At 42.7% G+C, this 25,948-nt stretch carries 23 protein-coding genes; 19 read left to right on the top strand and 4 right to left on the bottom strand.

Going from position 1 to position 25,948, the window contains the following annotated elements; all coding sequences use genetic code 11:
• Window positions 1-190: 190 nt before the first annotated feature.
• The 8 genes from PNK_RS04660 to PNK_RS04625 all read left to right on the top strand — a co-directional run bounded on the left by PNK_RS04660 (window position 191) and on the right by PNK_RS04625 (window position 12,322).
• Window positions 191-2,365: an LPS-assembly protein LptD gene (locus PNK_RS04660; RefSeq protein ID WP_059060598.1), complete on the top strand. Its 2,175-nt coding sequence runs from the start codon at window positions 191-193 to the stop codon at window positions 2,363-2,365.
• 249 nt (window positions 2,366-2,614) lie between these two features.
• Window positions 2,615-3,850 carry a hypothetical protein gene (locus PNK_RS04655; RefSeq protein WP_059060597.1) on the top strand — a complete coding sequence of 412 codons (1,236 nt, stop codon included), beginning with the start codon at window positions 2,615-2,617 and terminating at the stop codon, window positions 3,848-3,850.
• Between the two features lie 29 nt (window positions 3,851-3,879).
• Entirely contained in the window at window positions 3,880-6,894 is a 3,015-nt protein-coding gene (locus PNK_RS04650; RefSeq protein WP_059060595.1) for a hypothetical protein, read from the top strand.
• A gap of 185 nt (window positions 6,895-7,079) precedes the next feature.
• Window positions 7,080-8,477 carry a UDP-glucose dehydrogenase family protein gene (locus tag PNK_RS04645; RefSeq protein WP_059060593.1) on the top strand — a complete coding sequence of 466 codons (1,398 nt, stop codon included), beginning with the start codon at window positions 7,080-7,082 and terminating at the stop codon, window positions 8,475-8,477.
• Entirely contained in the window at window positions 8,474-9,358 is an 885-nt protein-coding gene (locus PNK_RS04640) for a polyprenyl synthetase family protein (protein ID WP_051981936.1), read from the top strand. Before PNK_RS04645 ends, PNK_RS04640 begins: the two co-directional genes overlap by 4 nt.
• A 246-nt stretch (window positions 9,359-9,604) precedes the next feature.
• Window positions 9,605-10,291, top strand: coding sequence for a sugar transferase (locus tag PNK_RS04635; RefSeq protein WP_051981935.1), 687 nt, complete (start codon window positions 9,605-9,607; stop codon window positions 10,289-10,291).
• Window positions 10,292-10,532: 241 nt separating this feature from the next.
• Entirely contained in the window at window positions 10,533-11,054 is a 522-nt protein-coding gene (locus PNK_RS04630) for a hypothetical protein (RefSeq protein WP_059060590.1), read from the top strand.
• A complete protein-coding gene (locus PNK_RS04625) occupies window positions 11,051-12,322 on the top strand; it encodes a replication-associated recombination protein A (RefSeq protein WP_059060588.1) in 1,272 nt (423 codons plus the stop codon). The genes PNK_RS04630 and PNK_RS04625 overlap by 4 nt, the downstream gene beginning before the upstream one ends.
• Before the next feature lie 4 nt (window positions 12,323-12,326).
• On the opposite strand, the gene PNK_RS04620 is transcribed toward PNK_RS04625, so the two are convergent.
• Window positions 12,327-12,830, bottom strand: coding sequence for a hypothetical protein (locus PNK_RS04620; RefSeq protein ID WP_158021702.1), 504 nt, complete (start codon window positions 12,828-12,830; stop codon window positions 12,327-12,329).
• A gap of 577 nt (window positions 12,831-13,407) precedes the next feature.
• On the opposite strand from PNK_RS04620, the gene folD reads away from it, so the two are divergent.
• Window positions 13,408-14,286 carry a bifunctional methylenetetrahydrofolate dehydrogenase/methenyltetrahydrofolate cyclohydrolase FolD gene (gene folD, locus PNK_RS04615; protein WP_059060586.1) on the top strand — a complete coding sequence of 293 codons (879 nt, stop codon included), beginning with the start codon at window positions 13,408-13,410 and terminating at the stop codon, window positions 14,284-14,286.
• A 27-nt stretch (window positions 14,287-14,313) separates the two neighbouring features.
• Window positions 14,314-15,324 (top strand): FAD:protein FMN transferase, encoded by a 1,011-nt coding sequence (locus PNK_RS04610; RefSeq protein WP_059060584.1) that lies wholly within the window; start codon window positions 14,314-14,316, stop codon window positions 15,322-15,324.
• A gap of 4 nt (window positions 15,325-15,328) precedes the next feature.
• Here the strand turns inward: PNK_RS04610 and PNK_RS04605 are convergent, their stop codons facing one another.
• Entirely contained in the window at window positions 15,329-15,607 is a 279-nt protein-coding gene (locus PNK_RS04605; RefSeq protein ID WP_158021701.1) for a hypothetical protein, read from the bottom strand.
• A 340-nt stretch (window positions 15,608-15,947) separates the two neighbouring features.
• Between PNK_RS04605 and PNK_RS04600 the strand changes: the two genes are divergently transcribed.
• From PNK_RS04600 to PNK_RS04585, 4 genes are all read left to right on the top strand, one after another.
• Complete coding sequence (locus PNK_RS04600) at window positions 15,948-17,318, top strand: MarR family transcriptional regulator (protein WP_032125415.1); 1,371 nt, start codon at window positions 15,948-15,950, stop codon at window positions 17,316-17,318.
• A gap of 223 nt (window positions 17,319-17,541) precedes the next feature.
• The gene (locus PNK_RS04595) at window positions 17,542-18,222 is read left to right on the top strand and encodes a phosphoribosyltransferase (protein WP_051981931.1); all 681 of its coding nucleotides are present in this window, start codon (window positions 17,542-17,544) and stop codon (window positions 18,220-18,222) included.
• Window positions 18,210-19,124 (top strand): ribose-phosphate diphosphokinase, encoded by a 915-nt coding sequence (locus PNK_RS04590; RefSeq protein ID WP_059060582.1) that lies wholly within the window; start codon window positions 18,210-18,212, stop codon window positions 19,122-19,124. The genes PNK_RS04595 and PNK_RS04590 overlap by 13 nt, the downstream gene beginning before the upstream one ends.
• A gap of 7 nt (window positions 19,125-19,131) precedes the next feature.
• Entirely contained in the window at window positions 19,132-19,761 is a 630-nt protein-coding gene (locus tag PNK_RS04585) for a dienelactone hydrolase family protein (RefSeq protein ID WP_059060580.1), read from the top strand.
• A gap of 10 nt (window positions 19,762-19,771) precedes the next feature.
• On the opposite strand, the gene PNK_RS04580 is transcribed toward PNK_RS04585, so the two are convergent.
• Complete coding sequence (locus PNK_RS04580; protein WP_059060578.1) at window positions 19,772-20,425, bottom strand: hypothetical protein; 654 nt, start codon at window positions 20,423-20,425, stop codon at window positions 19,772-19,774.
• A 433-nt stretch (window positions 20,426-20,858) separates the two neighbouring features.
• On the opposite strand from PNK_RS04580, the gene dnaN reads away from it, so the two are divergent.
• From dnaN to PNK_RS04555, 5 genes are all read left to right on the top strand, one after another.
• Window positions 20,859-21,983 (top strand): DNA polymerase III subunit beta, encoded by a 1,125-nt coding sequence (dnaN, locus tag PNK_RS04575; RefSeq protein WP_059060577.1) that lies wholly within the window; start codon window positions 20,859-20,861, stop codon window positions 21,981-21,983.
• Between the two features lie 11 nt (window positions 21,984-21,994).
• Complete coding sequence (gene recF / locus PNK_RS04570) at window positions 21,995-23,083, top strand: DNA replication/repair protein RecF (protein WP_059060575.1); 1,089 nt, start codon at window positions 21,995-21,997, stop codon at window positions 23,081-23,083.
• A gap of 150 nt (window positions 23,084-23,233) precedes the next feature.
• The gene (smpB, locus tag PNK_RS04565) at window positions 23,234-23,695 is read left to right on the top strand and encodes an SsrA-binding protein SmpB (protein ID WP_059060573.1); all 462 of its coding nucleotides are present in this window, start codon (window positions 23,234-23,236) and stop codon (window positions 23,693-23,695) included.
• Window positions 23,696-23,698: 3 nt separating this feature from the next.
• Window positions 23,699-24,121 (top strand): 23S rRNA (pseudouridine(1915)-N(3))-methyltransferase RlmH, encoded by a 423-nt coding sequence (locus PNK_RS04560; RefSeq protein WP_059060571.1) that lies wholly within the window; start codon window positions 23,699-23,701, stop codon window positions 24,119-24,121.
• A gap of 217 nt (window positions 24,122-24,338) precedes the next feature.
• Window positions 24,339-25,268 carry a macro domain-containing protein gene (locus PNK_RS04555; RefSeq protein WP_059060569.1) on the top strand — a complete coding sequence of 310 codons (930 nt, stop codon included), beginning with the start codon at window positions 24,339-24,341 and terminating at the stop codon, window positions 25,266-25,268.
• A gap of 64 nt (window positions 25,269-25,332) precedes the next feature.
• Here the strand turns inward: PNK_RS04555 and PNK_RS04550 are convergent, their stop codons facing one another.
• A complete protein-coding gene (locus PNK_RS04550; RefSeq protein ID WP_032125407.1) occupies window positions 25,333-25,824 on the bottom strand; it encodes a hypothetical protein in 492 nt (163 codons plus the stop codon).
• Window positions 25,825-25,948 lie beyond the last annotated feature (124 nt).

The following is a 25,948-nucleotide window of genomic DNA, read 5'->3' as shown; positions in this document are numbered from 1 at the left end:
TTCTTTCTGACTAATAACTTGATGTAAATCATTTTGAGATGGATAAGTGAATGCAGCCCCAGAGAATGTACTTTAGGAATTGCGACTCATTTTGCCTTACTTTTATCATTAAAAGTATTTCTCATCTTTAGAGTTAATCGTTTTCCAGCTATACTCTTTCTCTATCGTCTCCCACAACCTATCAATCAATATGTATAGATCTTATCTTTCGCGCTCGTTCTCGACCGTTTTTCTCCTTATCTTAAGCATTGCTTCTATTTTTCCTTGCATGGCCCAAGAGATCGCCAAACTCGTTCAAGAAGGCTTTACAGAAGGGGTTACTGTCGATTTAAGAGAGCCCTTATACGAAGATGGAGTCCTTTCTAGTGATAAAGGAGGCGTTATCACAGCGCCCCATATGCGCATTCAAGCCCTGCACATTCGCTACACGCGCAAAGTGATTGATGCTGTGCCTGTCTTGACTATCGAAGCCGAGGATCAACTGATTGTCGAATTCGGCGAGTACCTTTTTATTGGAAAAAAACTTTTTTACGATTTCCAAAAGAAAGAAGGGATTATTTATGATGGACGCACATCTGTCGAGCCATGGTTTTTCGGAGGAGAGAAAATTGAACTGCGCTCTGATGGAAGCTATCTTATTTACAATGGATACTTAACGACATCGGAAAAAGATCAGCCTGAATGGGGGCTCTACGCCGGCCGTGTGCATGTGGAGGAAGAGCACTACATAAAGGCTCAACAGGTGCAGCTCCGTCTACAAAATTACCCCATTCTCTGGGTTCCTTCTTTGGCTGCTAATCTCGACTCCATCTTTGATTCTCCCATCCGCTACCGCTTTCGCTGGGGAGGCAAGCAGGGTCCTCGCCTAGGCTTAACTTATGAAGTCTTTTCATGGGAACGCTGGAAAACCTTTATCCGCTTTGACTACCGCTTAACGCGTGGCCCAGGAGGTGGGATTGAGACGCGCTACCGTTCCGCAGATCACAAGACTGAACTTCAAAGCATTAACTACCTTGCCCGCGATTCGTCGCTCTTAGACCCAGACGAAAAAGTTCGCTATCGTTTCGAAGGAATGTTTAAAACGCTTTTGGATCACGATAAAGTCAGCGTTTTATTGACTTATGACAAGATTAGCGACCGCGATATGCCGAGCAGCTACTACGACCGGGATTTTGACTTCGATCCTTCCGAACGGACTCAGCTTTTGATACGGCGTCAAGAAGAGAATTGGATTGGAAACTTCTACACTCGCTTACGGGTCAATAGCTTTCAAACAGTCAAGCAAGAACTTCCAACCTTTGCCATTAGTTTTAAACCTCTTGAATACCCAAAAACTGGCATCATTTTCGAAAATTGGGCTAATGTCTCTTACTTGGATTTTAAGTATTCCAAACACTTAGTCAATGTTCACGACTATTCCTCCACTAGATTCGAATACAGGCCAACTCTCTACCGTCCCTTCGTTTATGGGCCTGTAACCATTACACCGGAGACAGGCTTTATCGGTATTTTTTATGGCAGCAGTCCCAATCGCGACTCGCAATGGCTAAGTCTTGGATTAGCTGGCTGCAATATTGAGACGCAACTGTATCGCTATTATGGCACTTTCAAACATGTGATCAATCCTTATACCTCTTATCATTATTACTCTTCTCCCACCTCGTCTCCACACGAGCACTATATTTTTGATATCACCGATGGCTGGACGCATCTCAATCAACTGACCTTTGGTATGAGGAACTCCCTCTTTTCCAAGCATGGTAACTGCATTTCGCGCCTCTTTTATGCAGATATTTATACACACGCATTCTTCGACTCCCCGACCATGCACCGAACCTTCCCCAAATTGTACGGTAAATTCGTTTTCTCCTCCCTACAAACAATCCGCCACACCATCCGAACTGCCTGGGACTTCGAGCATGGACAATTGGATCACTTTAATTTCCGTTCTGAATGGACTTTGAGTGCTGACTTCGCAGTTGCAGCCGAATATCGCCATCGCAGTGCCTATAGCTGGCGCAAGGTAGATCCGGATAATTTTTTCCTAGATAATTTTCGAAGCGAAGAAAGTCTGCTCCATTCAGCTTTGTCTGATCGCCGAGATACCCTCTTACTTCACTTTTTCTATCGCTTCCATCCCAATTGGGCTTGCGAATTCTCTTCGCGCCAAGGCTGGAATCGAAAAAGAGAGCCAAGCTATTTGGAATACGAAATCGACCTACTCACAACGATTCAAACAGCCTGGCATCTACGCCTGTCTTTCCAGCACAGAGAAAATGATAACCGTGTCGCCATCTACGTCAATGTTGGTCTAAAAAGACCCGATGAAAATTGCTGTGAACGCAAAGTTTATTGCTACGACTAATGACCCGGCATGCCATGCTAGCTTACCTTCCTTTACTTCTCTAAAGTAATGCTCGATCAATCGATCCGATCGAGCACTACTATTTAAAACTACCTCTATTCCTTGTCTCCTAATTATTATTTTCTTTTATATCTCACTAAAAAACAATCACAATAAAAAATCAATAAACAAATACATTTTTATCTGTTTAATGCTATAATAATATTTGAAAATCATTATATCAAGATTTAATATATTCAGGAGGATAATATGAATAATGTCAACATATTAAACATCCGATTATTCGAAAACAATAACAAGCAAGAACAAATTAAATACTCTAAAGAAATCGATCGCAAACAAGAAATTACTATCCGACATAAGATTTTAAGCATTGCACATTCTATTCGCTCTCAGTTACCAAAAGAAGATATACAAGATTTGAAATTCGTCATGAAATCCAATGGGGAATTTCGCATTATAGTCCGAATGAAAGATAAGGATGTGGAATACAATTTTGACAATCTTGATTCTAAGGTAAAAAAAGAGGCCTCGTTGCTAATTGATATCGTCAAGCGATTAAATATTACCTCTTTAAAAGATGCCCCAAAAGCCCCTTCTTACCCTTTAATTCAGACTCATACCACTTTTACAAATTCCTTTTCAAAGCCCGAACCCAAATCGGTTCTTCAGCGAGCTGCAACGTTTTTCCAAACTTTTTTCTCATTTTATGGCTTTGTCCGTCCTCTCACAAATCGATTAATTGGAAAAGAGATTGACCGTTCTTTAGGAATGACCGATTTGAAGAATTTATATATCAACAATCAAGACTTGTTAAATCAGATCAAACAAGAGATTCGAACCAAACATCCAAGTATTTTTGAGCATTACTCAGAGAGCGAGATTAACTCTTATATCAATGATCAATTGATTCACCGGATTAATGACCGATTAGCCCGGCTCAATATGCCGCCTATTAGTGAAAAAACTCTATATCAGTTGGACGTGCAAAGAATCCTTAAACACATAGCCACCAAAGGCTTATCTAAAGATGGATACTCTAGCTTAATGAAGGTAAATCCCTTAGATATGCCCCTTAAAGAACTAGCTGAAGTACCAATCACCTCTCAAGAAGAGGATGCCTTAGCAGAGATTTGGAAAGGAGTTATAGGAAACCTTTTTGCCAAAGGGCGACTTGACAAACTATCTTCAGAATCAGATGAGCGCGGTATTATTGTTCAAACTGCTTATGTAAACCATTATCTAGAAGCATTGGAACTCATGCCTGAACCAATTAAACGCGATTTAGCAGACTTTATTGCAGAGCTCAATCAGAAGCAATCCCCTGAAGCTCTACAAGATTTTATCATTCAGCATTCTGCCATAACGGGCGGAAAAGTAAAAACGGCTGATCCTCTTTTTAAAGAAAAGCAAGTCACTTACCGCGAAAAAATTCAGCCTCAAATTAAAAGTTTTCTAGAAAAAGTTTTAAAAGAAAAAAAATAGACTCTTCCCAGGTCGTCAAGTATTTAACCATGCAAGGAAGCAGCTATGCAAAAATAGAACAGCTGACAGATGAAATTTGGAAGAGTTTATCAGAAGATGAATCAAAATTATATGACAAGGAAACAATTAAAAAATTTATTTTCAATGAATTGGAACATAAAGCTGTCTTTGATTACCATTTCAGCACTCCTCAAATTGCCAATTTGAGAAATGCAAGACATGGTGATGAGATGAAAGGCAAACATAAAGAGATCATTGACGGCAACATAGAAAAGTATAGAGATAAAAGAAGTGAATTAAAAGCCAAATATAAAGAAGAATTGCAGCTACAGAGAAGCAAGACGATTGACCCCTTGGTTCAATTACCTCCCCTTGAATTACCTTTAGAGCTCGCATCAGAAGAAGATCGGCAGGCAACCATTCAAGAAATCCTAAGCCAAATTCCACAGTCTCTTCAGCTCATCGAAAAAAACTTAAAGCAGATCGACAAAGAGGTCAAGAATTTAAAGAAAGTGCAGGGGCGAAGAGCCACTGAGGCGAAAGAGTCTATCACAGCTAAACTCTTAGAAAAATCTGAATTGGAAGTTAAAAAAAGCTCTTTAGAAGCACTTAAGGTAGCCAAAGAGAAAGGCGACCGAGAACTATTGAATAAACTATTATCTGAAATGGCTAGAATCTCAGTCAAAAGCCGTAAAGTGGATGTCACAACTCTAAATCCACTGTATATTAATGCCTTACAAGATGCGCTCAAGACTGAAGAAAAAAAACTAGCCGAATTAGATGAAAAAATTTCCCAAATCCATAACCATCGCGAAGCTAAAAAACTGCGCGAGGCTAGACCACCTATCGAAGAAAAAATAGTTGGGCTCAAAGCTTTGTTTGAAAGAATTGAAAAAATCAAAGAAAATCACGAGTCTGTCAATCAAGTAGAAAAGCAATATCAAGCTCAACTGCAAAAAGTGGATGAGGTATTTATTGCCCATTACGAAAGGCTTTTAAACTCTTACGTTTCAATCGAAGCCCTGCAAAGTTTTGCCAAAAATCCCTATCTTGCAGATCTTTATCCTATAATGTGGGAAAAAGCTCTTAAGAAGCTGCTCGATGCAACTCCTGCTGCTACAGGACCAGCTCCCAAATTCGATCAAGCGCTCAAAAAAAGCCTCCAACCCTACATTCAAGCCAAAGCAAAGCTTTTAAGCTTAAGCATGGCAGAAGATGCAAAAATTATTGAAATGCTAGACCGAATAGAGAGCCGCATTCAAACAGAAGAAGTAAAAAACTATATCCAGGAAGCTGCGCAAACATATCAAGAGCCAACTGTTGAAGAAATGCTGTTTGACGAGGAAGTTTTAAATCATATTACGACACCTGAATCATCCCCCTTCAGAGCAGATCAACAGGCTGATTTAATGCGATTGACCAAGTTATTTAACAGAGCTACGAAAGTTGAAGTGAAGCGTGGAAAACATCAACCCCCTGTGCCACTCACAGGATCAGAAAAGCAAGAACTTAAGGAAGCGCTTAATCGGCTCGAAAAAGATGATTCTATTTTTGAAGCCTTGAAGCGCTTTTCTTCAAACGACGATCGTGAGGATGTCGAGCAATTTTTAAGCTTCATACCGCCTTTCATCCGCTGGATTGCCAAAAAATTTGTGGTTGATGACGCAAAGAAAGTAGAAAAATTTATTCCAGGAGGAATCACCAGTCAATCCATTGAATTCCTAACGACATATTTATCTAAAACAAAAAAAATAGCCAAAGAAGAAGCTGCCATCAAGCAGCTGCATTCTAAAGCTGAAACTCTTATTGCAAAATATCGGGAAAATCCCGAATCCATCACCCCAGCAGAGCGTTTAAGTTTGAAAGAGTTGGGAATAATCAGCCGTGTGGCACGCCTAAATGAATCTGATGATGAAGATAAAAAAAGCTTTCTCGCTCAACTGGATGCGTTAGGATTAATCGAGGTAGATCCTAAATTACAGGATTTGAAAGAACTTGCCCAGAAGTCCCAAGCCCTCTTAAAAGAAATCGATGACCTTATCAGGCCAAGCATAAATGCTCATTATAAAGATGGAGATTTATTGGCTTATGTTGGTAACAAAAAAAGCACCTGGATGGGCACTCCTATTTCTTTTGAAGAACGCATGACCATGTTTGCTGCCAATGGCTTTACCCACGGTGCCAAACTTTATCGGAAAAATGATGAAGTTCAAATTTCTCACATCTACGGAAATTTAGAGCAGGATAAAATCAGCCTTTATCAGCTTTGCATTTCTGATGTTTGGGAACTAGACGTGGTTCCACTTGTTCCAGCTTCCATGCAAGATGTCTTAAAAGAGGTCTACGGAGAGAATTGGAAGACAACCGTTAATGAATTATATCAATCGATAGAACAAGAGCTTCACACAAAAGGCGCAACACAATTTGCAAACGTGGGCAACAACCAAGAAAGAAGATTAGCAGCAGGCTTTGCCGATCATCCCCTTTTATTCAAACTTCTTGGCAAAGAAGGCATAAAAGGGCATGAAAAGGAATTTGAAAGAGATTTTAATCAAATCCACGGCAAGTTCTTCGAAGGAGCTCCACTGCACGATGACCAAATATGCTCTGAATTTGCAAGTAAGGCAACTCTTGTTTCAATGATCGAACTGAACAAGCGGCTTACAAGAGACATTCAGGCAAAACTAGGAAATGATTATTTCCCAAAAGAGGTTTTGGCTAAATTAAATGCCAATGGCACTGCTCTTCCTAGTGAAGTTAAAGATTATTTACAGGGTATACGCCACTTCAAAAAAGATCGAGAGATCACAAAAAAAGCAGAGAAAGATCTTAAACAGCTGCTTAAGAATAATGGCTACACTCCTCAGGAAATTAATCTCATTATACGTCTCGGCAACGAAGAAGTGCTCGATTTGCCCTACAGCAAGAAAGAGCGGCTTAAGGCCATCCACCCAGGACGTATGGTTAGCCTTCTAGTCGATAAAAAATGTGCGCGATTAAGACCCCCTCCTAAGGCTGTCGAAGCTTTGATCGCCATGAAGTAAGGGCTTGCAATCTTGAATTTAGCCCGATCAGAATTACCTGATCGGGCTTCTATGTAAGAATCCCCCCTTTTTTCTTTTTTTGCTTTCCAAGTCCCTCTTTTCATTCACTTTTGCTTATATACCCAATGCACCAAAAGCGGCAATGCGCTATGATAGTTGCTTCATGTGAGAGTAAAGGTGTTTTTATGAATCTTCTTATTATTGGCGTAGGCTACGTTGGCCTGGTCACCGCAACCTGCTTTGCCGAAATGGGTTATCGCGTTACTTGCTTAGATATCAATAAAGAAAAAATTGAGAATCTTAAAAAAGGGCTCATCCCCATTTACGAACCAGGCCTTGAAGAAATGGTTAAGCGCAATATCAAAGCCAATCGCTTAACTTTTACAACTGACTACGCTTCCGCAGTTCCCCCAGCGACTATCTGTTTTATCGCAGTCGATACCCCCACCACTCCTGAAGGAGGAGCAGATACCACTCAAGTTCAACGAGTTGCAAAAAGCCTCGGGCAATTTCTGAATCACTATTGTGTCATCGTCTCCAAATCTACTGTCCCGGTTGGAACAACCCACCAAGTTGCTTCGCTTATCCAAGAGAGCTTAACAGAGCGGAATGTCGACGTTGAGTTTGATGTTGTATCCAATCCCGAATTTCTAAAAGAAGGGAATGCGGTTCAAGATTTTATGAAGCCCGACCGCATCATTGTAGGAACCGATACTCCGCGCGCTGCAGCTATCATGCGCGATCTCTATGCACCTTTCATGCTTAATCATGAAAGATTACTCATCATGGACATTCTTTCTGCCGAACTTGCAAAATATGCGGCGAATGCCATGCTCGCCACGCGCATCTCTTTCATGAATGAAATGTCAGGCTTATGCGAAAGGCTGGGAGCTAATATCAATTGGATTCGCAAGGCGATTGGATCGGACGAAAGAATCGGCAATAAATTTTTATATCCAGGCCCAGGTTATGGAGGCTCTTGCTTGCCAAAAGACGTCAAAGCCCTTGTGGCGCAAGCTCAACAAGCCGACTATCCTCTGACACTCTTGAGCGCTGTTCATGACGTCAATCAGAAACAAAAGAGAGTCATTGGGCAAAAGGTAAAGGCTTATTTTAGTTCTAAAGGAGGACTAAAAGGTAAAACATTTGGCATCTTGGGACTCTCTTTTAAACCCGATACGGATGATATGCGTGAAGCCTCTTCATTAACTCTCATCCAAGATCTTTTAGCCGAAGGAGTTTGCCTTAGACTATATGATCCAATCGCCATTCCAAGAGCCCAGCAACTGCTTGGCGCCCCAGACTCTATCACCTGGTGCCAAACAGAACTAGAAGCTGCCGAGAATGCCGACGCCCTGATTCTCATGACCGAGTGGAAACAGTTTCGCTTACTCAATTTCCAATCGTTATTGGATGGCATGAAGGGAAAGGCCTTTTTCGATGGACGCAATCAATACAATCCCGATGAGATGGCTCGCAAAGGCTTCGATTATTTCAGTCTCGGCCGCTCCCCTACCTACGCACAGGCTCCTGAAGAATTGTCCGCCTCTCTTTCAGCCACCAATCCAGGAATTCATCTATGAGCGATATAGCCAATTACCTACAGTCTCAAGGTCAAGCGATTGAAAAGCACCTCGATCAACTCGTTTCTTTGAGACATGGCCCTTATCAACATTTGATTGAAGCCGCGCGCTATGCACTCTTGGGAGGAGGAAAAAGGCTCCGCCCCATTTTAGCATTAGCTACTGTACAAATGCTTGGAGGCAATCAAACAACAGCCCTGTCTCCGGCTTGTACGCTTGAGTTGATTCACACCTACTCATTGATTCACGATGATTTACCATGCATGGATGATGACGATTACCGGCGCGGAAAGCTAACAGTCCATCGCAAATACACAGAAGGCCACGCCGTTTTAACTGGCGACTTTCTCTTGACCTACGCATTCGAAGTATTGGCTACAGATAAACACCTTTCTCCAGATAAAAAGGTTAAACTCATCACCCTTTTATCGCGGCAAAGTGGCTGCGACGGCATGATCGGCGGCCAAGTTTTAGATCTCGCTTGCGAAGGAAAAAAAATCGACTTAGAGACGCTGCGTCTTCTCCATCGCAACAAAACGGCCGCCTTGATTACGGCATCCGTCGAATTTGGGGGCATCCTTGCCGATGCGACTGAGCCTCAACTCATACACTTGAGGGAATTTGGTGAAAATGTGGGCCTTGCCTTCCAGGTTGTCGACGACATTTTAGATGTAACTTCAAGCGAAGCCAAGCATGGGCGTGCTGTTGCATCGGATCTTTTGAATGACAAGTCGACCTACGTAACGCTGCTTGGACTGGAGCAAGCCAAAGCCTACGCTCTCAATTTTTATCATCAGGCTCTTAAAGCTTTAAAACCGCTTCCTTTCGACACCTCATTTTTGGTGAATTTGGCCGACTTTATCATCCGACGCAATCACTAAGCTCCTTAAATCCGCGCCTCTCTTGCAAAAACGACTCGTTTTTGCAAGAGGCTAGAAATTCTCGAGTAGAGCTCAATTTGATTGATTCTATTAATAGCAAGCCCTTCCCTCCTTTCGATCGAGCTCATAATCAATATTTTAACTAAATGAGACTCTCCTATTGGTTTTTTTTCCTGCAATGTTTATAAGGAAAGTAGACAAACCTAGGGTTTAGTTTATTAAACAAAACAACCGACAGTAAAATATATGGAAGATATCGACAATTTGCCTCAACGCCCCATTATTCCTCTCCACTCTCACCTCGATTATAAAATTAAGCATGTCCCTTTCAAAAGAGCTTTTGATATTTTTTTTAGCCTCACTTGCCTCATCCTCGGCTCCCCATTCTTTTTACTCATTGCCCTCTTCGTCCTACTGACTTCCCCTGGGAAAATCGTTTATTCCCACGAAAGAATTGGCAGAGGCGGAAAACCTTTTCTCTGTTATAAGTTTCGCACCATGTACAAAGATGCCGATCAGCGCCTAAAAGACATTTTAAATGCCAACCCTGAATGGCGTAAAGAATGGGAAAGGAGTTACAAACTCAAGAAAGATCCCCGGATCACCCCTTTTGGATCCTTCTTACGCAAAACATCGCTCGATGAGCTGCCCCAGTTCTGGAATGTCTTAAAAGGAGACCTAAGCGTTGTGGGACCCCGTCCAGTTGTTAAAGCAGAAGTCGAAAAGTACTTGGGCGTCAAAGCCTATAAAATTCTCTCGATTAGGCCTGGGTTGACTGGCCCATGGCAGGTTTCTGGCAGAAGCGATATTACTTGCTATCAAACGCGTGTGCAGTTAGACGAATACTACGTCGATCATCACTCCATCCTGCTAGACCTAAAACTTATAGCTAAGACAATTCCCGCCATGCTTTTTTCCAAGGGAGCCTACTAGTCTGTGTTTTAGGGGCAGATAACTCCTTGGCGACTATTTGCTCGACATGGATTGAGCCTATCTTTCATGATAGGCTCTTAAATAACCTCTTCAAAGAAATGCAATCCCTGCCTGACACATTGTCCTTAAAGGACAAAAAAACAGCTCTTAAGCAGTCTATTGTTGTTCGAAGAGCTTCATTTGAGGTAAGATTGTACATTTCAAAACCGGCAAGTAGTTGGTTACTGGCTAAAAGAAAGTTATGGCACGTTTATCTATTCTATTTTTATATACTCTTAGCCTAGCATTGATTCTGCCATCCCTATTGCCAAATCTTCCCCTTTTATTTTTTGCCCCTTTCCTCATTTCAGCTGTTTACCAACAAAATAAAATAAGCTGTTTATGGCTGGCAATGGCTTGTGGTTTAGTGATAGATCTCCTCTCTTCGCAGATGAGATTTGGCTTTTATGCGCTCAATTACGTTTTAGCTGTCAAGTTACTCTATGGTTATAAATACCATTTTTTTGAGGACAGCGTGACGACTTTACCTATTTTAACTTCTATTTTTGCTATCCTATTGACGACCATTCAGCTTATCTTGCTCTATCTATTTGGTTATGGAATCATTCCCACATGGGCCTGGATAAAAAATGATCTGATTTTGATGCCGCTCTGCGATGGCCTGTATGCCTTTATCGCCTTCTCTCTACCAGCTCTCTTTTTATCTCGTCCCTCTATTCCCAGGCGCTCTAAAACTATTTTACAACGAAAGGCGGAACCATGAAAAAATTGCAGCCTCTAGCTGAAGAGTTGCGCCCAAAAAACCTGGAAGATGTCGTTGGGCAAGATCATCTGCTTGGGGAAAATGGTTTGATCACCAAGACGATTCAGGCTCAAACGCCTCTTTCAATTATTCTTTGGGGACCGCCGGGCTGTGGTAAAACATCACTCGCACGCCTGTATGCAAAAGCCTTCAATATGCGCTTTGTAGCGATGAGTGCCATTTTTAGCGGCATTGCAGACTTAAAAAAAACGGTCAAAGAAGCGCAAGATGAACCCCTTTTTCATAAAGGCACCTTATTATTCGTAGACGAAATTCATCGCTTTAATAAGGCCCAGCAAGATGCTTTTTTGCCCTACGTCGAAAACGGTACGGTTATTTTAATCGGTGCCACAGCCGAAAATCCCTCTTTTTATTTGAATGGAGCCCTACTATCGCGCCTGCGAGTCTTACCCCTTTATCCCTTAGATGCTTTCAGCCTTGAGCGGCTGCTCGAACGATATGAAAAACATTTTGCACCTCTTCCTCTAACACCCGAGGCTCGCCATCTGCTCATTGCTTGGGCCCAAGGGGATGGACGCTACCTTTATAATTTAGTGGAAAATTTGAGACATTTATCGAACGAAAAACTCGATGTTCCTCTATTAGAAGAAGTTTTACAAAAAAGATCGCCCTTATTTGACAAAGCGGGAGATCAGCACTACAACCTGATTTCTGCCCTGCACAAGTCGGTTAGGGGATCGGATCCAGATGCTGCTCTTTACTGGTTTACCCGTATGCTTGAAGGGGGTGAAGAGCCCTTGTTTCTCGCACGGCGTTTAATACGCATGGCCGTCGAAGACATTGGACTAAGCGATCCGCAAGCGCTTCAATTAGCTATTGCAGCCAAAGAGGCCTACCAAATGCTCGGCTCTCCAGAAGGGGAGCTCGCTCTTGCCGAGGTTGTCGTTTACCTTGCCTTGTCTCCTAAGAGCAACTCAATTTACCAAGCCTACAATGAAGCGAAGCAAGTAGCCTCCCAAACAGGACACTTGAATCCCCCTGCCATTACTCTCAATGCTCCTACACAACTAATGAAAAAACTAGGATATGGAAGGGGTTACATGTATGATCATGACCAACCAGAGGCTTTTTCTGGCCAAAACTACTTCCCATCTGAACTTGAGCGCCAACAGTTTTATCTGCCAGTTGAAAGAGGTTTTGAACGCGAGCTCAAAAAACGGCTCGATTACTTTGAGCAACTACGCCAGAAAAGAATAAAAACGATCTAAGTCGTTAGGATGAAGGGGGCAGTGGGGAATTGACCTTTTTCGGGGAATTTTGCTCTCTACGAATGCAATCGATGAATAATTTGCTCTTTGCCAGTTGCATTTCATCAAGAAGCGTTTGAATCTGGTCTTCGCTCGTAATTCCATGATTTTTCATGACTTTAGCAAATACCTCATATAATGTTTCCCGATAAATTTTAATTGCCACATCACGCTGACTTAAATCTTTGAACGGATTGGGATCCAATTTAGCCGCTTTTTCAGCCACAACTTTCTCTAATTCCTGCCCTTTCTGAGCCAAATCTTCCGCTATTGCCGCTGCTTGTTCCTCTTGAACATTCGATTTCAATAAAATAGCTTTTACTAAAGGTTGCGGAAAATAGGTCATGAGCTCTTCCTTTGTACAAAAAGAAGGCTCTACTGCCACCCCAGTTTTTTCATCAGTCGCTACGTCAGCAAAACAATTCAAAGCCATAATTGTACAACATACACACGAAAGTATCTGTCTCATATAAATCCTTTTGCATTTTAGAAATTCATTTTGTTCAATCAATTCTCAAGGTATCTGAAAAGCTGGCTTTGAAGCCATGTAAAGCTAGCTTTTCAAATACCCTGTACTTTTGAGGATGCTTAACACCTTAAAAAGTAAGACCCTCTCCTCATTCTCCATTTTCTTGTTTTTCCATTAAATTGCCTATGAAAATTATTCCATTTACTCTGAAGTTTGATTTTTATGCACGAAAATCTAAAAAATCTCAAAACTACAGCCCATTTAAACTTAATTAATGATTCAATCATTTAAACATTTATATATAGCCCACTCCAGTGGCCCCGAACATTTTAACAAATCCTGAAAAAACTTTTCTCAAAGTTGATCTTATCTTCCAAAAAAGCCTGCGCTCTCCCCAAACTGGTCACAAAAAGTTCATTGTCAAAATCTTGCATTTGATGCAAAAGGGAGCTTTGCAGATTCTTTGTAGATATTAGCTCACATGCTATGATTGAATACCGCATACACAAGTATTTGGTTTTTAGAGGATGTTTGACAAACACTTAAGACCCATTCCATTCTACTAAGAGGAGCGCTCATGATCATTGATGGAAAAAAAATTGCCGCTACGATCCAGCAGGAAATAAAAGAATCGGTTCAAAACCTATCGGCGCGCCCTCCTTGTTTGGCAGTTGTCATTATCGGCGATCACCCAGCTTCTCAAATTTACGTTAATCGAAAAACCCAAGCCTGTGAATCTGTCGGAATGCGCTCTCTTAAAATCGAGCTTCCAGCCACATTCAGTGAATCTGAACTCCTAGCAGAAGTGGAGCGCTTAAATCAAGACCCGGCAATCGACGGAATCCTCGTGCAGCTTCCTTTGCCCGCCCACATTAACCCTAATCGGATTACCTATCATATCAGTCCCGAAAAAGATGTCGATGGCTTCCATCCTTTTAATGTCGGTAAAATGTTAATTGGAGAATTAGACGGTTTCCTGCCCTGCACACCTTTGGGCATTAAAACCCTCCTCGAGCGTTCATCCATCGACATTTCAGGCAAACATGCCTTAATCATCGGAAGAAGCAATATTGTTGGCAAACCCATGGCAGCCTTACTCATGCAAGCAACTCCTGGAGGCAATGCAACTGTCACGGTCGCCCACCGCCACACAACGGATCTCAAAAGCCTTTCTCTATTGGCAGACATCATAATCGTCGCCATAGGACAGCCCAAATTTATCACAGCTGACATGGTTAAAGAAGGAGCCATCGTCGTTGACGTTGGAATTAATAAAGTTGCCGATGCAAGTAAAAAGAGCGGCTATCAAATAGTGGGAGACGTCGACTTTGAACATGTCGCCCCTAAATGCTCATTCATTACGCCAGTTCCTGGGGGAATTGGCCCCATGACGATTGCCATGCTTTTGCACAATACCTTTCTTAGCTACAGGCAACGATTCCCCACAAAAAACTAAGCGGCCATCAAACTTTTCAGGTACATCGTGCAGATTTTTTGCTCCAGCCTAAAGAAGCTCTTTTTAGCCCTCATCCTTCTTAGCGGCGCTGGCTGCCAAACGCAAGCACCGTCTCCACAAGTGACAGCCTTTCAAGAGACTGTCATGACCGTCAGCTATCGAATTTTGGTGGGCCACTCCTTGTCTGAGCTGCAAGTAGAACAGATTCGAGCGCTTATTCGTACAACTTTTGAAGAAATCGATGCCGTCTACAACAAATGGAATCCAAATTCTGAACTTTCACATCTAAATCGTTTAAAAGCAGGAGAAATCAAGCCGCTTTCTCCCGGTCTTTTCCAGTTTTTCCAACGAATCGATACTCTAGTGCACTTAAGCCATGGCCGATTTGATCCAACAGTTGAGCCCTTGCAAAAACTTTGGAAAAGCAGGCTAGAACAGAATCAAATGCCAAGCGAACAAGAGATTGCCAATCTTAAATCATGCATCGGATGGGATAAGATCCACTTCGCAGACGGAACATTTTATAAAGAGGACAGCCGCACCCAATTAGACCTTGGAGGAATTGCCAAGGGATGGTGCGTCGACCTGCTCATCCAACGCCTAAATCAAGCAGGATTTGACAACCTTTACGTCGAATGGGGCGGAGATATTCGCACATCAGGCTTACACCCCCATCATCGCCCCTGGAATGTCTACATCAGCCGCCTAGGCGATTCCGATCCTCGCCATGCCCTAGCTTATGTAAGCTTAAAAGATCAAGCTATCGCTACAAGCGGCGACTACTTTCAATACTGGACCCTCAAAGAAGATGGACAAGAAACAACCTATTGCCACATTTTTAACCCTTTAACTCTCAAACCATTGGAAGTAAAAGCTGGATCCATTGCAAGCGCCAGCCTCATTGCCGATGATTGCTTGACGGCCGATGGACTCGCCAAAGTATTGATGCTATTTGATTCTAAAGAAGAAGCCGAAGATTGGATCAAGCAAGCACAGCTCGGCACCCCAAACTTAAGCTATTGGATGATAACAAGATAGGAAATCATTCTTTATTCAGATCGTGATTAGAAGGATCGTGCAACACGTCTATGAGAGACTCATAACCCTTAATGAACTGTTTGCGAAAAACTTGTGAATCAGTATGAATGTGCGAACGAAGTTTTTGAGCATAGATTTCAAAAGGCTCCCAGTCAGATTTATACCCTTCTTCTAGGCTTTCCAAAACAAATGCAGCCAATTCCCCTATCGACTCATCTTCTATCTCTTTAGATGGCTTCGATAGCGGCTCTTGGTTGTCTCGATTATTATGTTGACTACGCATAGCCTGCTCCTTTTCGCAAACTTCCATCCTTAATCCACCTTTTATTATAATGACCTCTGTATAAAAACAACAAATTATTTGTAACAAATCTTTATTTACATTATACATTTTGTTTAAAATTGATTAAAATCACATACGTCAATAAAATAGGTTCGAATATTTTCTATCATTCAGTGACACGCTATATTACCGTCCTTTCCCTTTCGACCGCCGCTGATCTCGACAGGAACTTAAGTTAACTTTTAAGCACCTGAAAATTTGGACACTAGAGCCAAAACTCACAAGATACCTCGTGTATCTAGCTGAATACTGTAAAACATTGTAGCTAGTAGGTTTAATAATGAATGTGTCTTCCATCGTACGTAAAACTAAAATTGTTTTAACAGACTATCCTTATCGTCGAGATATTGAAAATCGCTTATTGCTTTCTCATTTAAGCATCATCGAAGTTGACGTTTTACAAGAAATTCTCCATAGCTCTCTTAAAATTTCAGTGGATCAGCTAGCTGACAGCTTAGACATTTCCGCACACGAATTAATTGTAATCCTCGATCGATTGAGTGCGACCAAACTCTTCAAAAGAGAGCAGCATACCCTGACTGTAGATAAGGAAATGCGCAAGTATTACGAGATTCAGCTGGAAAAATTTGACGACGATTTTGAACCCAACTTAGAGTTTTTACAGAGTCTGCTCAATAAAGTGCCTATTCATATTCTTCCCGCTTGGTATGCGATTCCAAGAAGTTCGGATAACATTTTTGCCTCGATTGTAGAAAAGTTTTTTCTGACTCCAAAAATCTATCGCCAGCACTTAGAGGAGCTTGAATTTGACGACCCCATTTTAACTAACATCATGCAAGACGTCTATCAAGCACCAGGCTTTAAATTGACAGCTTCTGCCTTGATAGAAAAATATAACCTTTCACGAGAGCGCTTCGAAGAGGCTCTTCTTCAGCTCGAATATCACTTTGTCTGCTGCTTAACCTATAGGCGAATGGGCGATCACTGGGAAGAGGTCGTTACTCCTTTTTATGAATGGCATGAGTACTTGCTTTTTGAATCTACCACTCGTCCAAAGGCCATTGTTAATAAAGCAGAGATTCAATCTACCTGTTCAAAAGAGTTTGGATTTATCAGTGAAATGGCCTCCGTCTTGTCGGCCTGCCAAAGCAAGCCTATCCAGCGAACAGCGCTTACGCCTCTTTACTTGCAGACAACAAAAGAGTTCGACTCTCTGCTTGCCAAGCTAATCCAATTTGGATTTATCCAGCAAGCCGCTTCCGGTTTCAGCGCGACAGACAAGGGAGTCTTATGGCTCAAAAAATCGATTTATGAGCAAGTGAATGCTCTTGCCGTAGACTGGCTCAGTGAACCGCCTGCTGCGGCTCCGTTTTCTGCCTCGCTCTGGAATCCCCGCAACCTTCGCTTGATTGAAAAATATTTGAAGCGCTTGCACCACCAAGAATGGGTTTATCTCGACGATTTCTTAAAAGGTTTTGCGGCTCCCTTAGGCGACCGAGAGCCCATTTCCCTCAAAAATAAAGGGAAAAAGTGGAAGTATCTCCTCCCAACCTACCTGCCAGAAGAGCTTGCTTTCATTCGCCTCATGATCACAGAGCGCCTATTTGAACTCGGAATCGTATCAACAGGCCTGCACAACAACCAAGTCTGCTTTTGCGTGACCCCCTTTGGCCATCAATTTATTCACTAGATTTTTTCGAGCAGCGGACAAAACCGCTGCTCACCCCTCCCACCCCATTGCCACTTCCCCCTTCCCTCAAAACCCTTTAAGTTTATCAATCCCAGCTGCCCCTCGATTTGACACTAAAACACTCTTTTGCTAAGAAGTAGAAATCAAACAAGATTCAACCTACTCGAATTGAAACCCAATTGCTGCCTATGAAGGTAGACCACTTAGGGTTTGAGGATTGCCCATGGTTTTCAAAAATCGACGCGATGCAGGAAAGCAGCTATGCAAACTGTTGACTGAATACCAAGGACAAGAAACGGTGATTTATGCGATCCCACGGGGCGGGATTGTGGTCGCTGAACCGCTAGCCAACTATTTAGCAGCACCTATCGACCTGCTTCTCTGTCACAAGATCGGTCACCCCTATCAGCCAGAATATGCCATTGCAGCGATTTCAGAAAGCGGCCATGTGATTGGAAATCCTCGCGAAATCATGTCTATCGATCAAAAATGGTTCCAAAATGAAAAGAAGCAGCAGGTCGAGGAAATCAAAAGAAAAAGAAAAGCCTATTTGAAGGAGAGAGGCCCCATTCCTCTGCAAGGTAAAATTGCAGTAATTGTAGACGATGGAATTGCAACCGGCCTAACTATGCAAGCTGGAATTAAGGAATTAAGAGATCGCCGTCCCTCAAAAATTATCGTAGCCGTACCTATTGCTCCCAAGAGCACAGCAGATATAATCAAAAACGTTGTCGACGAATTCATCGCCGTCGATGTGCCAAGTGATGAGAGCTTCCTTGGGGCCGTAGGAGCCTACTATGACGAGTTCTACCAGGTGGAGGATGACGAAGTTATTGCCATTTTAGACCTTTGCATCAAAGAAGCTAAGAAATATAAGCCTGAAGGGACAGAGTGGAGCAGATAAAACCGAGCCTACTTTTTACTAGCTACCCTCATGAAGCCTTAGCACAAGAGCTCGCTTGCCACTCCTCTTTGGAATGTCGAACGTTCTTGCTCGATCATTTTCCCAATCAAGAACTTTGCTTGGCTCTTTCAACATCCGTAGCCAATCGAAATTGCGTCATTCTCGGATCGCTCACACCCCCTGAAATTCATTTGGTCACCTTCCTCATGCTTTGCCATACTTTAAAAAAAGACAAAGCCAAGCAGGTATCTGCCTGCATTCCTTATCTTGCTTACTCGCGCCATGAAAAAGATGAGCCTCAAAAAAGCCAGATGACAGCCTTAGTAGGCGCTCTTCTTAAGGCGGCAGGCTTAGATTCAATCCTAACGCTCGATCTTCACAATCCTAAAAAGAAAGACCTTTTTCCCATTCCCATTCATTCTATCTCCCCGGCTAAACTATTTGCTGAAGAAATCCGACGGCTGGCTTTGACCGAAGCGACCATCGTCGCTCCGGACAAGGGGGCGATTGCACGCTGTGAGGATCTTGCTCAAGAGCTCGAAAAAAAAGAAAACCTCATTTGGATCGAAAAAATGCGCGATCAAAAAAATATCTTTCACTACGACTTGCGATTTGGCGTAAAAAAGCAAGCCCTCATCGTCGATGACATTCTCGATACGGGGCAAACGCTTATTTCCTGCTGTGAAAAACTAGTCGAGAAAGGAGCCCAAGAAATGGTTGTAATGATCACACATGGGCTCTTTACAGGTGAAAAGTGGAAAGAGCTATTTGACATCGGCGTAACAAAAATCTATTGCACCGATTCTGTCCCTTTGAGTTCAAAGCTGCAAAATGACCCCCGCATTCAAGTCCTTTCTGCGGCTCCACTCCTACTTGAGGCCTTGAGTATTTATTCACCATGAGGGAAAAATGGAAAAATTGATTCACATCAAGCAAGAAAAAGTGACTTTGGAAGGAATGCTAAAATTACCGCCAAAAGCACAAGGGCTCGTCCTTTTTGCCCACGGGAGCGGAAGCAGCCGCTTATCACCTCGCAATAACTATGTAGCCGATAGTTTAAATGAAGGCCATCTTGCCACTTTGTTAATCGACCTACTCTCCCCTCAAGAAGATGAGATCTATCAAACACGCTTTGACATTAACTTATTAACCGATCGCCTAGTAAGAGTGATTGATTGGCTGCAACAGCAGAGTGAAACCAAAGAACTTCCCATTGGGCTTTTTGGATCCAGTACAGGAGCTGCTGCTGCACTCCAAGTAGCTGCCGCATTAGGAGACAATATTAAAGCCGTCGTTTCGCGAGGCGGACGTCCAGACTTAGCCATGACGGTATTAGAAAGAGTTGTTGCACCTACACTATTAATAGTTGGAGGAAGCGATTTTGGCGTCATCAAACTGAATCAAGAGGCTTATGAGAAGCTCCATTGCGTCAAGAAGCTCGCATCCATTCCACACGCAACCCATCTGTTTGAAGAGCCCGGCTCTCTAGAACAAGTGGCTCAAAACGCCCAAGATTGGTTTAAAAAGTACTTGAAATAACACCCATAGTCTAACGAATTTTTAAGACATCGATAAAGAACATTGTAGCAATCTTCGTTATAGCAGCTAAGGGATAGGCAATACCATTAGCTAAAATAGGATTCTTAAAGAGGATCGTCAACACAATGCTCGATGCGAATAAAGCAACCGAAGCCAGCCTATCCGACTTGAATTCAATCATTAAAAGCCTCGTTTGGCTCAAATGGCTAAAGCGATCTGGACTCCAAACGAGGCTTTTGATCGCTCCTTCCAAAGTAATGAGTCCCAGCGCATCATCTCTCCAAGAGGCTTGTGAAAACAGCTGCATTGCCGTGCTATGACAACCTAAAATAGCTCCGTTGATCAATGAGGAGGTGAGAAGTGCATAAAAAGTATAAGAAACAAAGGTCGAAATGGCTATGCCCGATAATGGAGCTATCCAGCTAATCCTGCGAAAAACAACATCCTCGTCTCCTGCAACACGTTGAATGAAAGCGGTAGGCAAAAAAACAGACTGAAACCTTGAAGATGAACTTACAACATTTTGAGCTATTTTTTGAGACGCGTAAAAAACCACTCCACTAATCAATACAGGTGAGGCATAAATCGTCTGAACGATTTCGCGGCAGCGCTCGGCATTCCTAAATGTTGGAGATGGCAATAAAGGCAATAAAAAATCATTCATAAAACTCCCTATGACAATTCTCGCACGAACCGATGCATGCCAACTAAAGATAAAAGTCTGTAACGAGCGGAAAAGACCAAATCCATCCCAGACTAGAGTCTTAAAGCACAATCAATCCAATCATGACTCAGGTCTTCTTGGAAAGCCTCTTATCAAGCTTCCCCCCTTCTTTGCCTAGATGTAAATTCATTTAATCATAAAAAAGAAAAAGTTAAGCCTATTCAAAAGTTTGGTTCAATCTTATTTTAATTTTAATATGGTTGATTCAAAAAAATCTTCCAAAGTCATGCATAAATACTAACAGGCGTCTAAGAGAAAGCTGGTGCGGCACACTCCCCCGGGAATGCTTTGACGCGCTTTTTGCCTTGACAGCGAGGACTCGATCGCGTATCTTCAAGCACCATTATAGATTATAGGCAAAGGAATTGAGGCTATGAAATTTGTTATCTCTACCCAAGAACTCAACTACCTCATCAGCAAAATTTTGAACGTCGTATCTCAAAAGCCAACGATTCCCATTTTATCGAATTTTTTGTTGGAAGCTTATAACGACGAATTAATTTTAACAGCAACCGACCTAACTGTCGGTATCCGCTGCCATACCGAAGCCAAAATTTTAGAAGAAGGCGCTACCACTTTGCCTGCTAAACGTTTGGCCCAATTAATCCGTGAATTGACCGCCGTCAACGTCGAAGTGTCGACCAATAGCAATGAAGTCACAACCATCGTGGCTGGGACGTCCCGCTTTAAGTTGAATGGGATGAGCAAAACCGAATACCCGGCTCTTCCAGATCTCTCGCAAGCGCATACCTTCCACATGAAGCAATCTGAACTAAAAGATTTGCTTTACCGCACCTCATTTGCTGTTTCAAAAGAAGACAATCGCTATGTCTTAACAGGCGTCTTGATGCAGATTGCCAATGGAATGGCAACTTTTGTGGGAACTGATGGGAAGCGCTTAGCACGCTCACATGGTCCGATCGACATCGGCTCTTCTTTTACAGGCCAGTCTATCATTCCTTTAAAGGCTGTCGATGAAATTCTAAAGAATTTAAGCGACGAAGGCGATGTGAAAATTTCTTTAATGTCCGATAAGATTGCCGTAGAAGCCAACCAGATACGCCTTTTAACCAAGCTTCTTGCTGGCGACTATCCTGATGTCAATCGCGTCATACCAGAGCGCTCTGATATTATTGTATCCTTGCACCGCGAAGAATTATCGAGCTTATTGCGTCAAATCTCTCTTTTCACGGCTGACCACAATCACTCAGTGCGCTTTACTTTTTCACAAGGCGAGCTCAAGTTGACGGCCAACACGATGGATATTGGAGAAGGGAATGTTACGATGCCTGCCAATTATCAAGGGTCAAAGCTTGAAATTGCTTTCAACCCCGGCTTCTTCATTGACATTTTGCGCCATTGCAAAGGTGAAACTGTGACAATGGGCTTAACCGATGCTTATAACCCAGGTATCATCACAGATGGCGACCAGCTCTCCACTCCGTTGCAGGCCTCCCCTCTTTTTGTGATCATGCCGATGCGTTTGTCTGAAGACTAAAAGAAGGTTTCATGGCTCTCCGCTCTCTTTACTTGCACCATTTTCGCAACTATGAAGAGGCTTATTTAGAGTTCAGTCCTTCCGTCAACTTCATATGCGGGCCGAATGCAAGAGGCAAGACAACGCTCTTAGAAGCCATTCATTGCCTAATGATCGGCCGCTCATTTCGCACCTCTACCGATTCCGATTTGATTCAAAAGGGCTTTTCCTCATTTTTTCTTGAAGCCCATTTCCTCAAACACGGAATCGCTCAAACGCTGCGCTATGGATTAAGAGAAAATGAGCGGAAAGTCATCTACAATAGCACGGCTCTAACGAGTCTATCGGCTCTGCTTGGACTGATCCAAGGTGTGATTATTACGCCCGACGACGCCCAACTCGTCAAAGGGGCTCCACAGCAGCGCCGACAATTTCTAGACATCCAAATAGCCCAAATCGACCCCTTATACGTCCATCATCTCAATCGCTATGCAAGGGCTTTACGCCAGCGCAATCACCTCTTGAAAGCCAAGCAGCAGGCAACGATCGAAAGCTGGGAACAAGAGATGGCTCATTCAGCCGCTTATCTTGTCTCCCAAAGACGGCTGACAGTCGACGATTTGCAAACAAAAAGCCAATTCTACTATCTCGAGCTAACGGGAGAAAAAGAAAATTTGACCCTCGACTATCGCTCGAGTATTGGCAAGGAAGCAAGCGTTGAGGAGACAAAATGGCGCTATATGCAACAACTACTGAAGAATCGACCAAAGGAAATGCTCATTGGGCATACCCTCACGGGTCCTCATAAAGACGACTTGATCATTGCCATCGGCGACCGCGATGTGCGCAACTTTGCAAGCGAAGGACAGCAGCGCAGCTGTGTCAATGCGCTCCACTTCGCTGAATGGAAACGCTTAAAAGAACTCGGCGACGAGGAATTCCCCCTTTTTATGATCGATGACATGGGCATGAGCCTTGACTCAAACCGCAAGGAGCGTTTACTTGCTCAGCTTCAAACACTTGGGCAGGTTTTTTTAACAGCCACTGATCCAGCACTACTGGATGACTTTAAAGGCGATAAAAAAATTTTCAACCTCCCCTTCTACGGCAAGCCTCCTTGAACCCAACTTGCTAACCGAGCTAATTTTCAAAAGAATCGATTGATCGCCTTGCCACTTACTCCCCTATCGTTTAACATGGTCTATCGAAAACATATGAATAGATACCAATTGGTATACAACACTCTAATCAGCTTTAAAGCACCACAATCTATGAATGAAAAACACGCCGACCTGGTCTCAAACCGAAGAGCCACGCACGATTACGAAATTTTAGAAACATTCGAGGCAGGAATCGTTTTACAAGGAACAGAAATTAAATCTATCCGTGACCATGGCGCTACTCTGCAAGACGCTTACGTCAAAGTCCTGGATAGTGAACTTTGGCTGATCGGATGCAACATTGCCCCGTACCGCTTCGGCAATATCTATAACCACGAAGAAAAGCGCGATCGCAAATTACTCATGCACAAGCGAGAAATCAGACGCTTTAAAGTGGCTTCGCAAGAAAAGGGATTAACTCTCATTCCTCTAGCTCTTTATCTCAAGCATGGACGCATTAAAGTCCGCATCGCCATCGCTAAAGGTAAAAAAACAGTCGATAAACGTGCTGACATCAAAGAGCGCGATGACAAACGGCGCATCCAACAAGCGATCAAGCAACAGCAGTATTAACCCATGCTTAAACTCAAGATCCTCTCTGTTGGGAAAACTAAGGAAAAATGGCTGGATGAAGCATTTGGAGAATATCAAAAGCGGCTAAAGCCCCTCATGCAAGTCGATTGCCAATGGGCTAAAGACTCCTCCCAATTACTGGACTGGGCCCTAAAAGAGCCCTATCTCATCTGCTTAGATCCCACAGGATGTCTCTTGTCCAGTGAACAATTTGCAACCCTCATTGAACAAAGCTGGGATAGGGGAGGATCGCGCCTAACCATTGTCATTGGAGGGGCAGAGGGGCTCCCACTCGAGCTTAAACAAAACGCCCAACTCATTAGCCTCTCTCCTCTCACATTCACCCACCAAATTACACGCCTAGTTCTCATCGAGCAAATCTACCGTGCAACCGAAATTCAGAAAGGCTCAAATTATCATAAATAGCCTTTTCAACTTGCAACCCTTAGCTTACCCTAGCTATCTCAATTGACATTCAATTCAAACCACTTGTTTATATAAATAAACTAGCGATTTATTTAAACTTTAGATATAATTAATGATTTAATAATTTACTATCTTATTTTATGATCAACAGTCAAAATAGTTTATATCGAGAATTGCCCTTTTGGACTCCAATCGTTCATCCTCAAGCGACTTCAACATGGACAAATCTTTTTTATTTCAGCTGGGAGTTTTTGCAGATCGCTACGTTTATTTAGGAAATCAAGAAATCGTCTTGAAGGCCCATCAACAACGTCTGCCGCCCCATACTGTGCGTTATATAGCAGAGACAAAAAAAAGTGATGATTTTTTAGTAGCGGTCGTTTTAAAGATCAGCTCGTTTTTGCTATCCGGTTTTATTTTACCGGTTATTGCTCTACCCATTAAAGGACTTTACAAGGCGTATATTCATCGGCTGGAAATTCATCAACTAAGAGATAGTCGAGCAGCCCAGATCACTCAAACGCAGCCGATGAGTCCGAGTCCGATTCAGACTCCCGAAAATGTCACAATGACCGAAAAAGCAATTGGCAGCTCAAAAATCGCACTCGTAACAGGAGACCTAACCAGCGAATCGGCCGATCTTATCGTCAATGCTGCCAATGCGTATCTAATGGCTGGAAACGGGGTCTGTGGCGCCATCTACAATGCAGCAGGATCCGAGGTTTTTGAGGAATGTCGTCGTATATTAAAATTTCAGTCAAAGGATCGCTTATCTTGCGGTGAAGTTGCTTTGACAGCGGCTGGGCAGTTAGCGCCTCGCATCAAAGGCATTGTACATGCGGTCGGACCAGATTGTAGAATTCTTACTGAAAATCAAGAGCGAAGAGAGTTACTGAGAAAGGCTTATGAGAATGCTCTAGCAGCCGCCATCAAGAAACATCCAACCTCTTGCACCATTTCGTTCCCCTCTATCAGCACAGGTATTTATGAATTCCCTGCAAATGAAGCAGCAGAAGTTGCTTTAAACGCCGTGAAAGACTTTATCCTGCAACACCCGGAAACCGCCTTAAATGTTCGTTTTGTTTTTTTAAAAAACGATAGCAGCGCAATCTTTAATTATAAAACAACACTGAACAATTTTGATTGATCCAAAGAGCGGGAAAACATTTTCCCGCTCTTTAAGAGAATGACAACCTCTGTCTTGATTTTTCTTAAGAGGCTTTTTGAGAACGGGTTGAAAAAGCCCGTCTAAAATAAAGCATGGCGCCCTGAATAAGCGCTGAGCCAATAATCACATCAACAGCTCCTCTTACATCAATGGGCGTAAAACGCATGAGAACGCCTAAAAGGATCATGGACCCGAGGAGAATATAGTATTTCTTAGTGTATATTTGACTAATGTTTGCCGGATTCGGAAGAGAACGAATACGATCGACACTCGATTGTACAGTCTTTGCAAAAACAAATCTTCCCTTGATAAATCCTACCCACAGTGCTATAGCAATCAAAACTAAAACTGCCTGATCAGGCCCACCTGTTAATGACATCAACGGATCCAAAAGGGGGCGACTCATTGTTGTTAAATTATCTTTTAAAATTGATTCAACAATAAAATTTAGACCTAAAGGTAAAAGTAAGCAGCCTACGGCTAACCAAATCAATCCCGATATAACGACTAAAGTTGTATGACTGACTTTAAACATGCGACCTCTCTATATTTGGGTTGAAAAAAGTGTAATCGATTCAATAAGTTATTTTCCAAGCATTTCCCCGTTCGAGAGACAAACCCCTATCTTTCGAACTCTATCACATACCAGTTTCGAAACC

Origin of the sequence: Candidatus Protochlamydia naegleriophila (assembly GCF_001499655.1) — a bacterium.
Taxonomy (GTDB): Bacteria; Chlamydiota; Chlamydiia; order Chlamydiales; family Parachlamydiaceae; genus Protochlamydia; species Protochlamydia naegleriophila.
The sequence above is the reverse complement of the archived record's forward strand: the minus strand, read 5'-3'. Positions and strand labels throughout refer to the sequence as shown.

What these genes read in the sequence shown, in the direction of transcription:
- PNK_RS04580 (WP_059060578.1), bottom strand. Translation starts at nt 20,425, where the DNA reads ATGAATGATTTTTTATTGCCTTTATTGCCATCTCCAACATTTAGGAAT.
- smpB (WP_059060573.1), top strand. Translation starts at nt 23,234, where the DNA reads ATGAATGAAAAACACGCCGACCTGGTCTCAAACCGAAGAGCCACGCAC.
- dnaN (WP_059060577.1), top strand. Translation starts at nt 20,859, where the DNA reads ATGAAATTTGTTATCTCTACCCAAGAACTCAACTACCTCATCAGCAAA.
- PNK_RS04605 (WP_158021701.1), bottom strand. Translation starts at nt 15,607, where the DNA reads ATGCGTAGTCAACATAATAATCGAGACAACCAAGAGCCGCTATCGAAG.
- PNK_RS04625 (WP_059060588.1), top strand. Translation starts at nt 11,051, where the DNA reads ATGAAAAAATTGCAGCCTCTAGCTGAAGAGTTGCGCCCAAAAAACCTG.
- PNK_RS04655 (WP_059060597.1), top strand. Translation starts at nt 2,615, where the DNA reads ATGAATAATGTCAACATATTAAACATCCGATTATTCGAAAACAATAAC.
- PNK_RS04600 (WP_032125415.1), top strand. Translation starts at nt 15,948, where the DNA reads ATGAATGTGTCTTCCATCGTACGTAAAACTAAAATTGTTTTAACAGAC.
- PNK_RS04650 (WP_059060595.1), top strand. Translation starts at nt 3,880, where the DNA reads ATGCAAGGAAGCAGCTATGCAAAAATAGAACAGCTGACAGATGAAATT.
- PNK_RS04560 (WP_059060571.1), top strand. Translation starts at nt 23,699, where the DNA reads ATGCTTAAACTCAAGATCCTCTCTGTTGGGAAAACTAAGGAAAAATGG.
- PNK_RS04585 (WP_059060580.1), top strand. Translation starts at nt 19,132, where the DNA reads ATGGAAAAATTGATTCACATCAAGCAAGAAAAAGTGACTTTGGAAGGA.
- PNK_RS04640 (WP_051981936.1), top strand. Translation starts at nt 8,474, where the DNA reads ATGAGCGATATAGCCAATTACCTACAGTCTCAAGGTCAAGCGATTGAA.
- PNK_RS04595 (WP_051981931.1), top strand. Translation starts at nt 17,542, where the DNA reads ATGGTTTTCAAAAATCGACGCGATGCAGGAAAGCAGCTATGCAAACTG.
- PNK_RS04645 (WP_059060593.1), top strand. Translation starts at nt 7,080, where the DNA reads ATGAATCTTCTTATTATTGGCGTAGGCTACGTTGGCCTGGTCACCGCA.
- PNK_RS04630 (WP_059060590.1), top strand. Translation starts at nt 10,533, where the DNA reads ATGGCACGTTTATCTATTCTATTTTTATATACTCTTAGCCTAGCATTG.
- PNK_RS04550 (WP_032125407.1), bottom strand. Translation starts at nt 25,824, where the DNA reads ATGTTTAAAGTCAGTCATACAACTTTAGTCGTTATATCGGGATTGATT.
- folD (WP_059060586.1), top strand. Translation starts at nt 13,408, where the DNA reads ATGATCATTGATGGAAAAAAAATTGCCGCTACGATCCAGCAGGAAATA.
- PNK_RS04620 (WP_158021702.1), bottom strand. Translation starts at nt 12,830, where the DNA reads ATGAGACAGATACTTTCGTGTGTATGTTGTACAATTATGGCTTTGAAT.
- PNK_RS04635 (WP_051981935.1), top strand. Translation starts at nt 9,605, where the DNA reads ATGGAAGATATCGACAATTTGCCTCAACGCCCCATTATTCCTCTCCAC.
- recF (WP_059060575.1), top strand. Translation starts at nt 21,995, where the DNA reads ATGGCTCTCCGCTCTCTTTACTTGCACCATTTTCGCAACTATGAAGAG.
- PNK_RS04660 (WP_059060598.1), top strand. Translation starts at nt 191, where the DNA reads ATGTATAGATCTTATCTTTCGCGCTCGTTCTCGACCGTTTTTCTCCTT.
- PNK_RS04555 (WP_059060569.1), top strand. Translation starts at nt 24,339, where the DNA reads ATGGACAAATCTTTTTTATTTCAGCTGGGAGTTTTTGCAGATCGCTAC.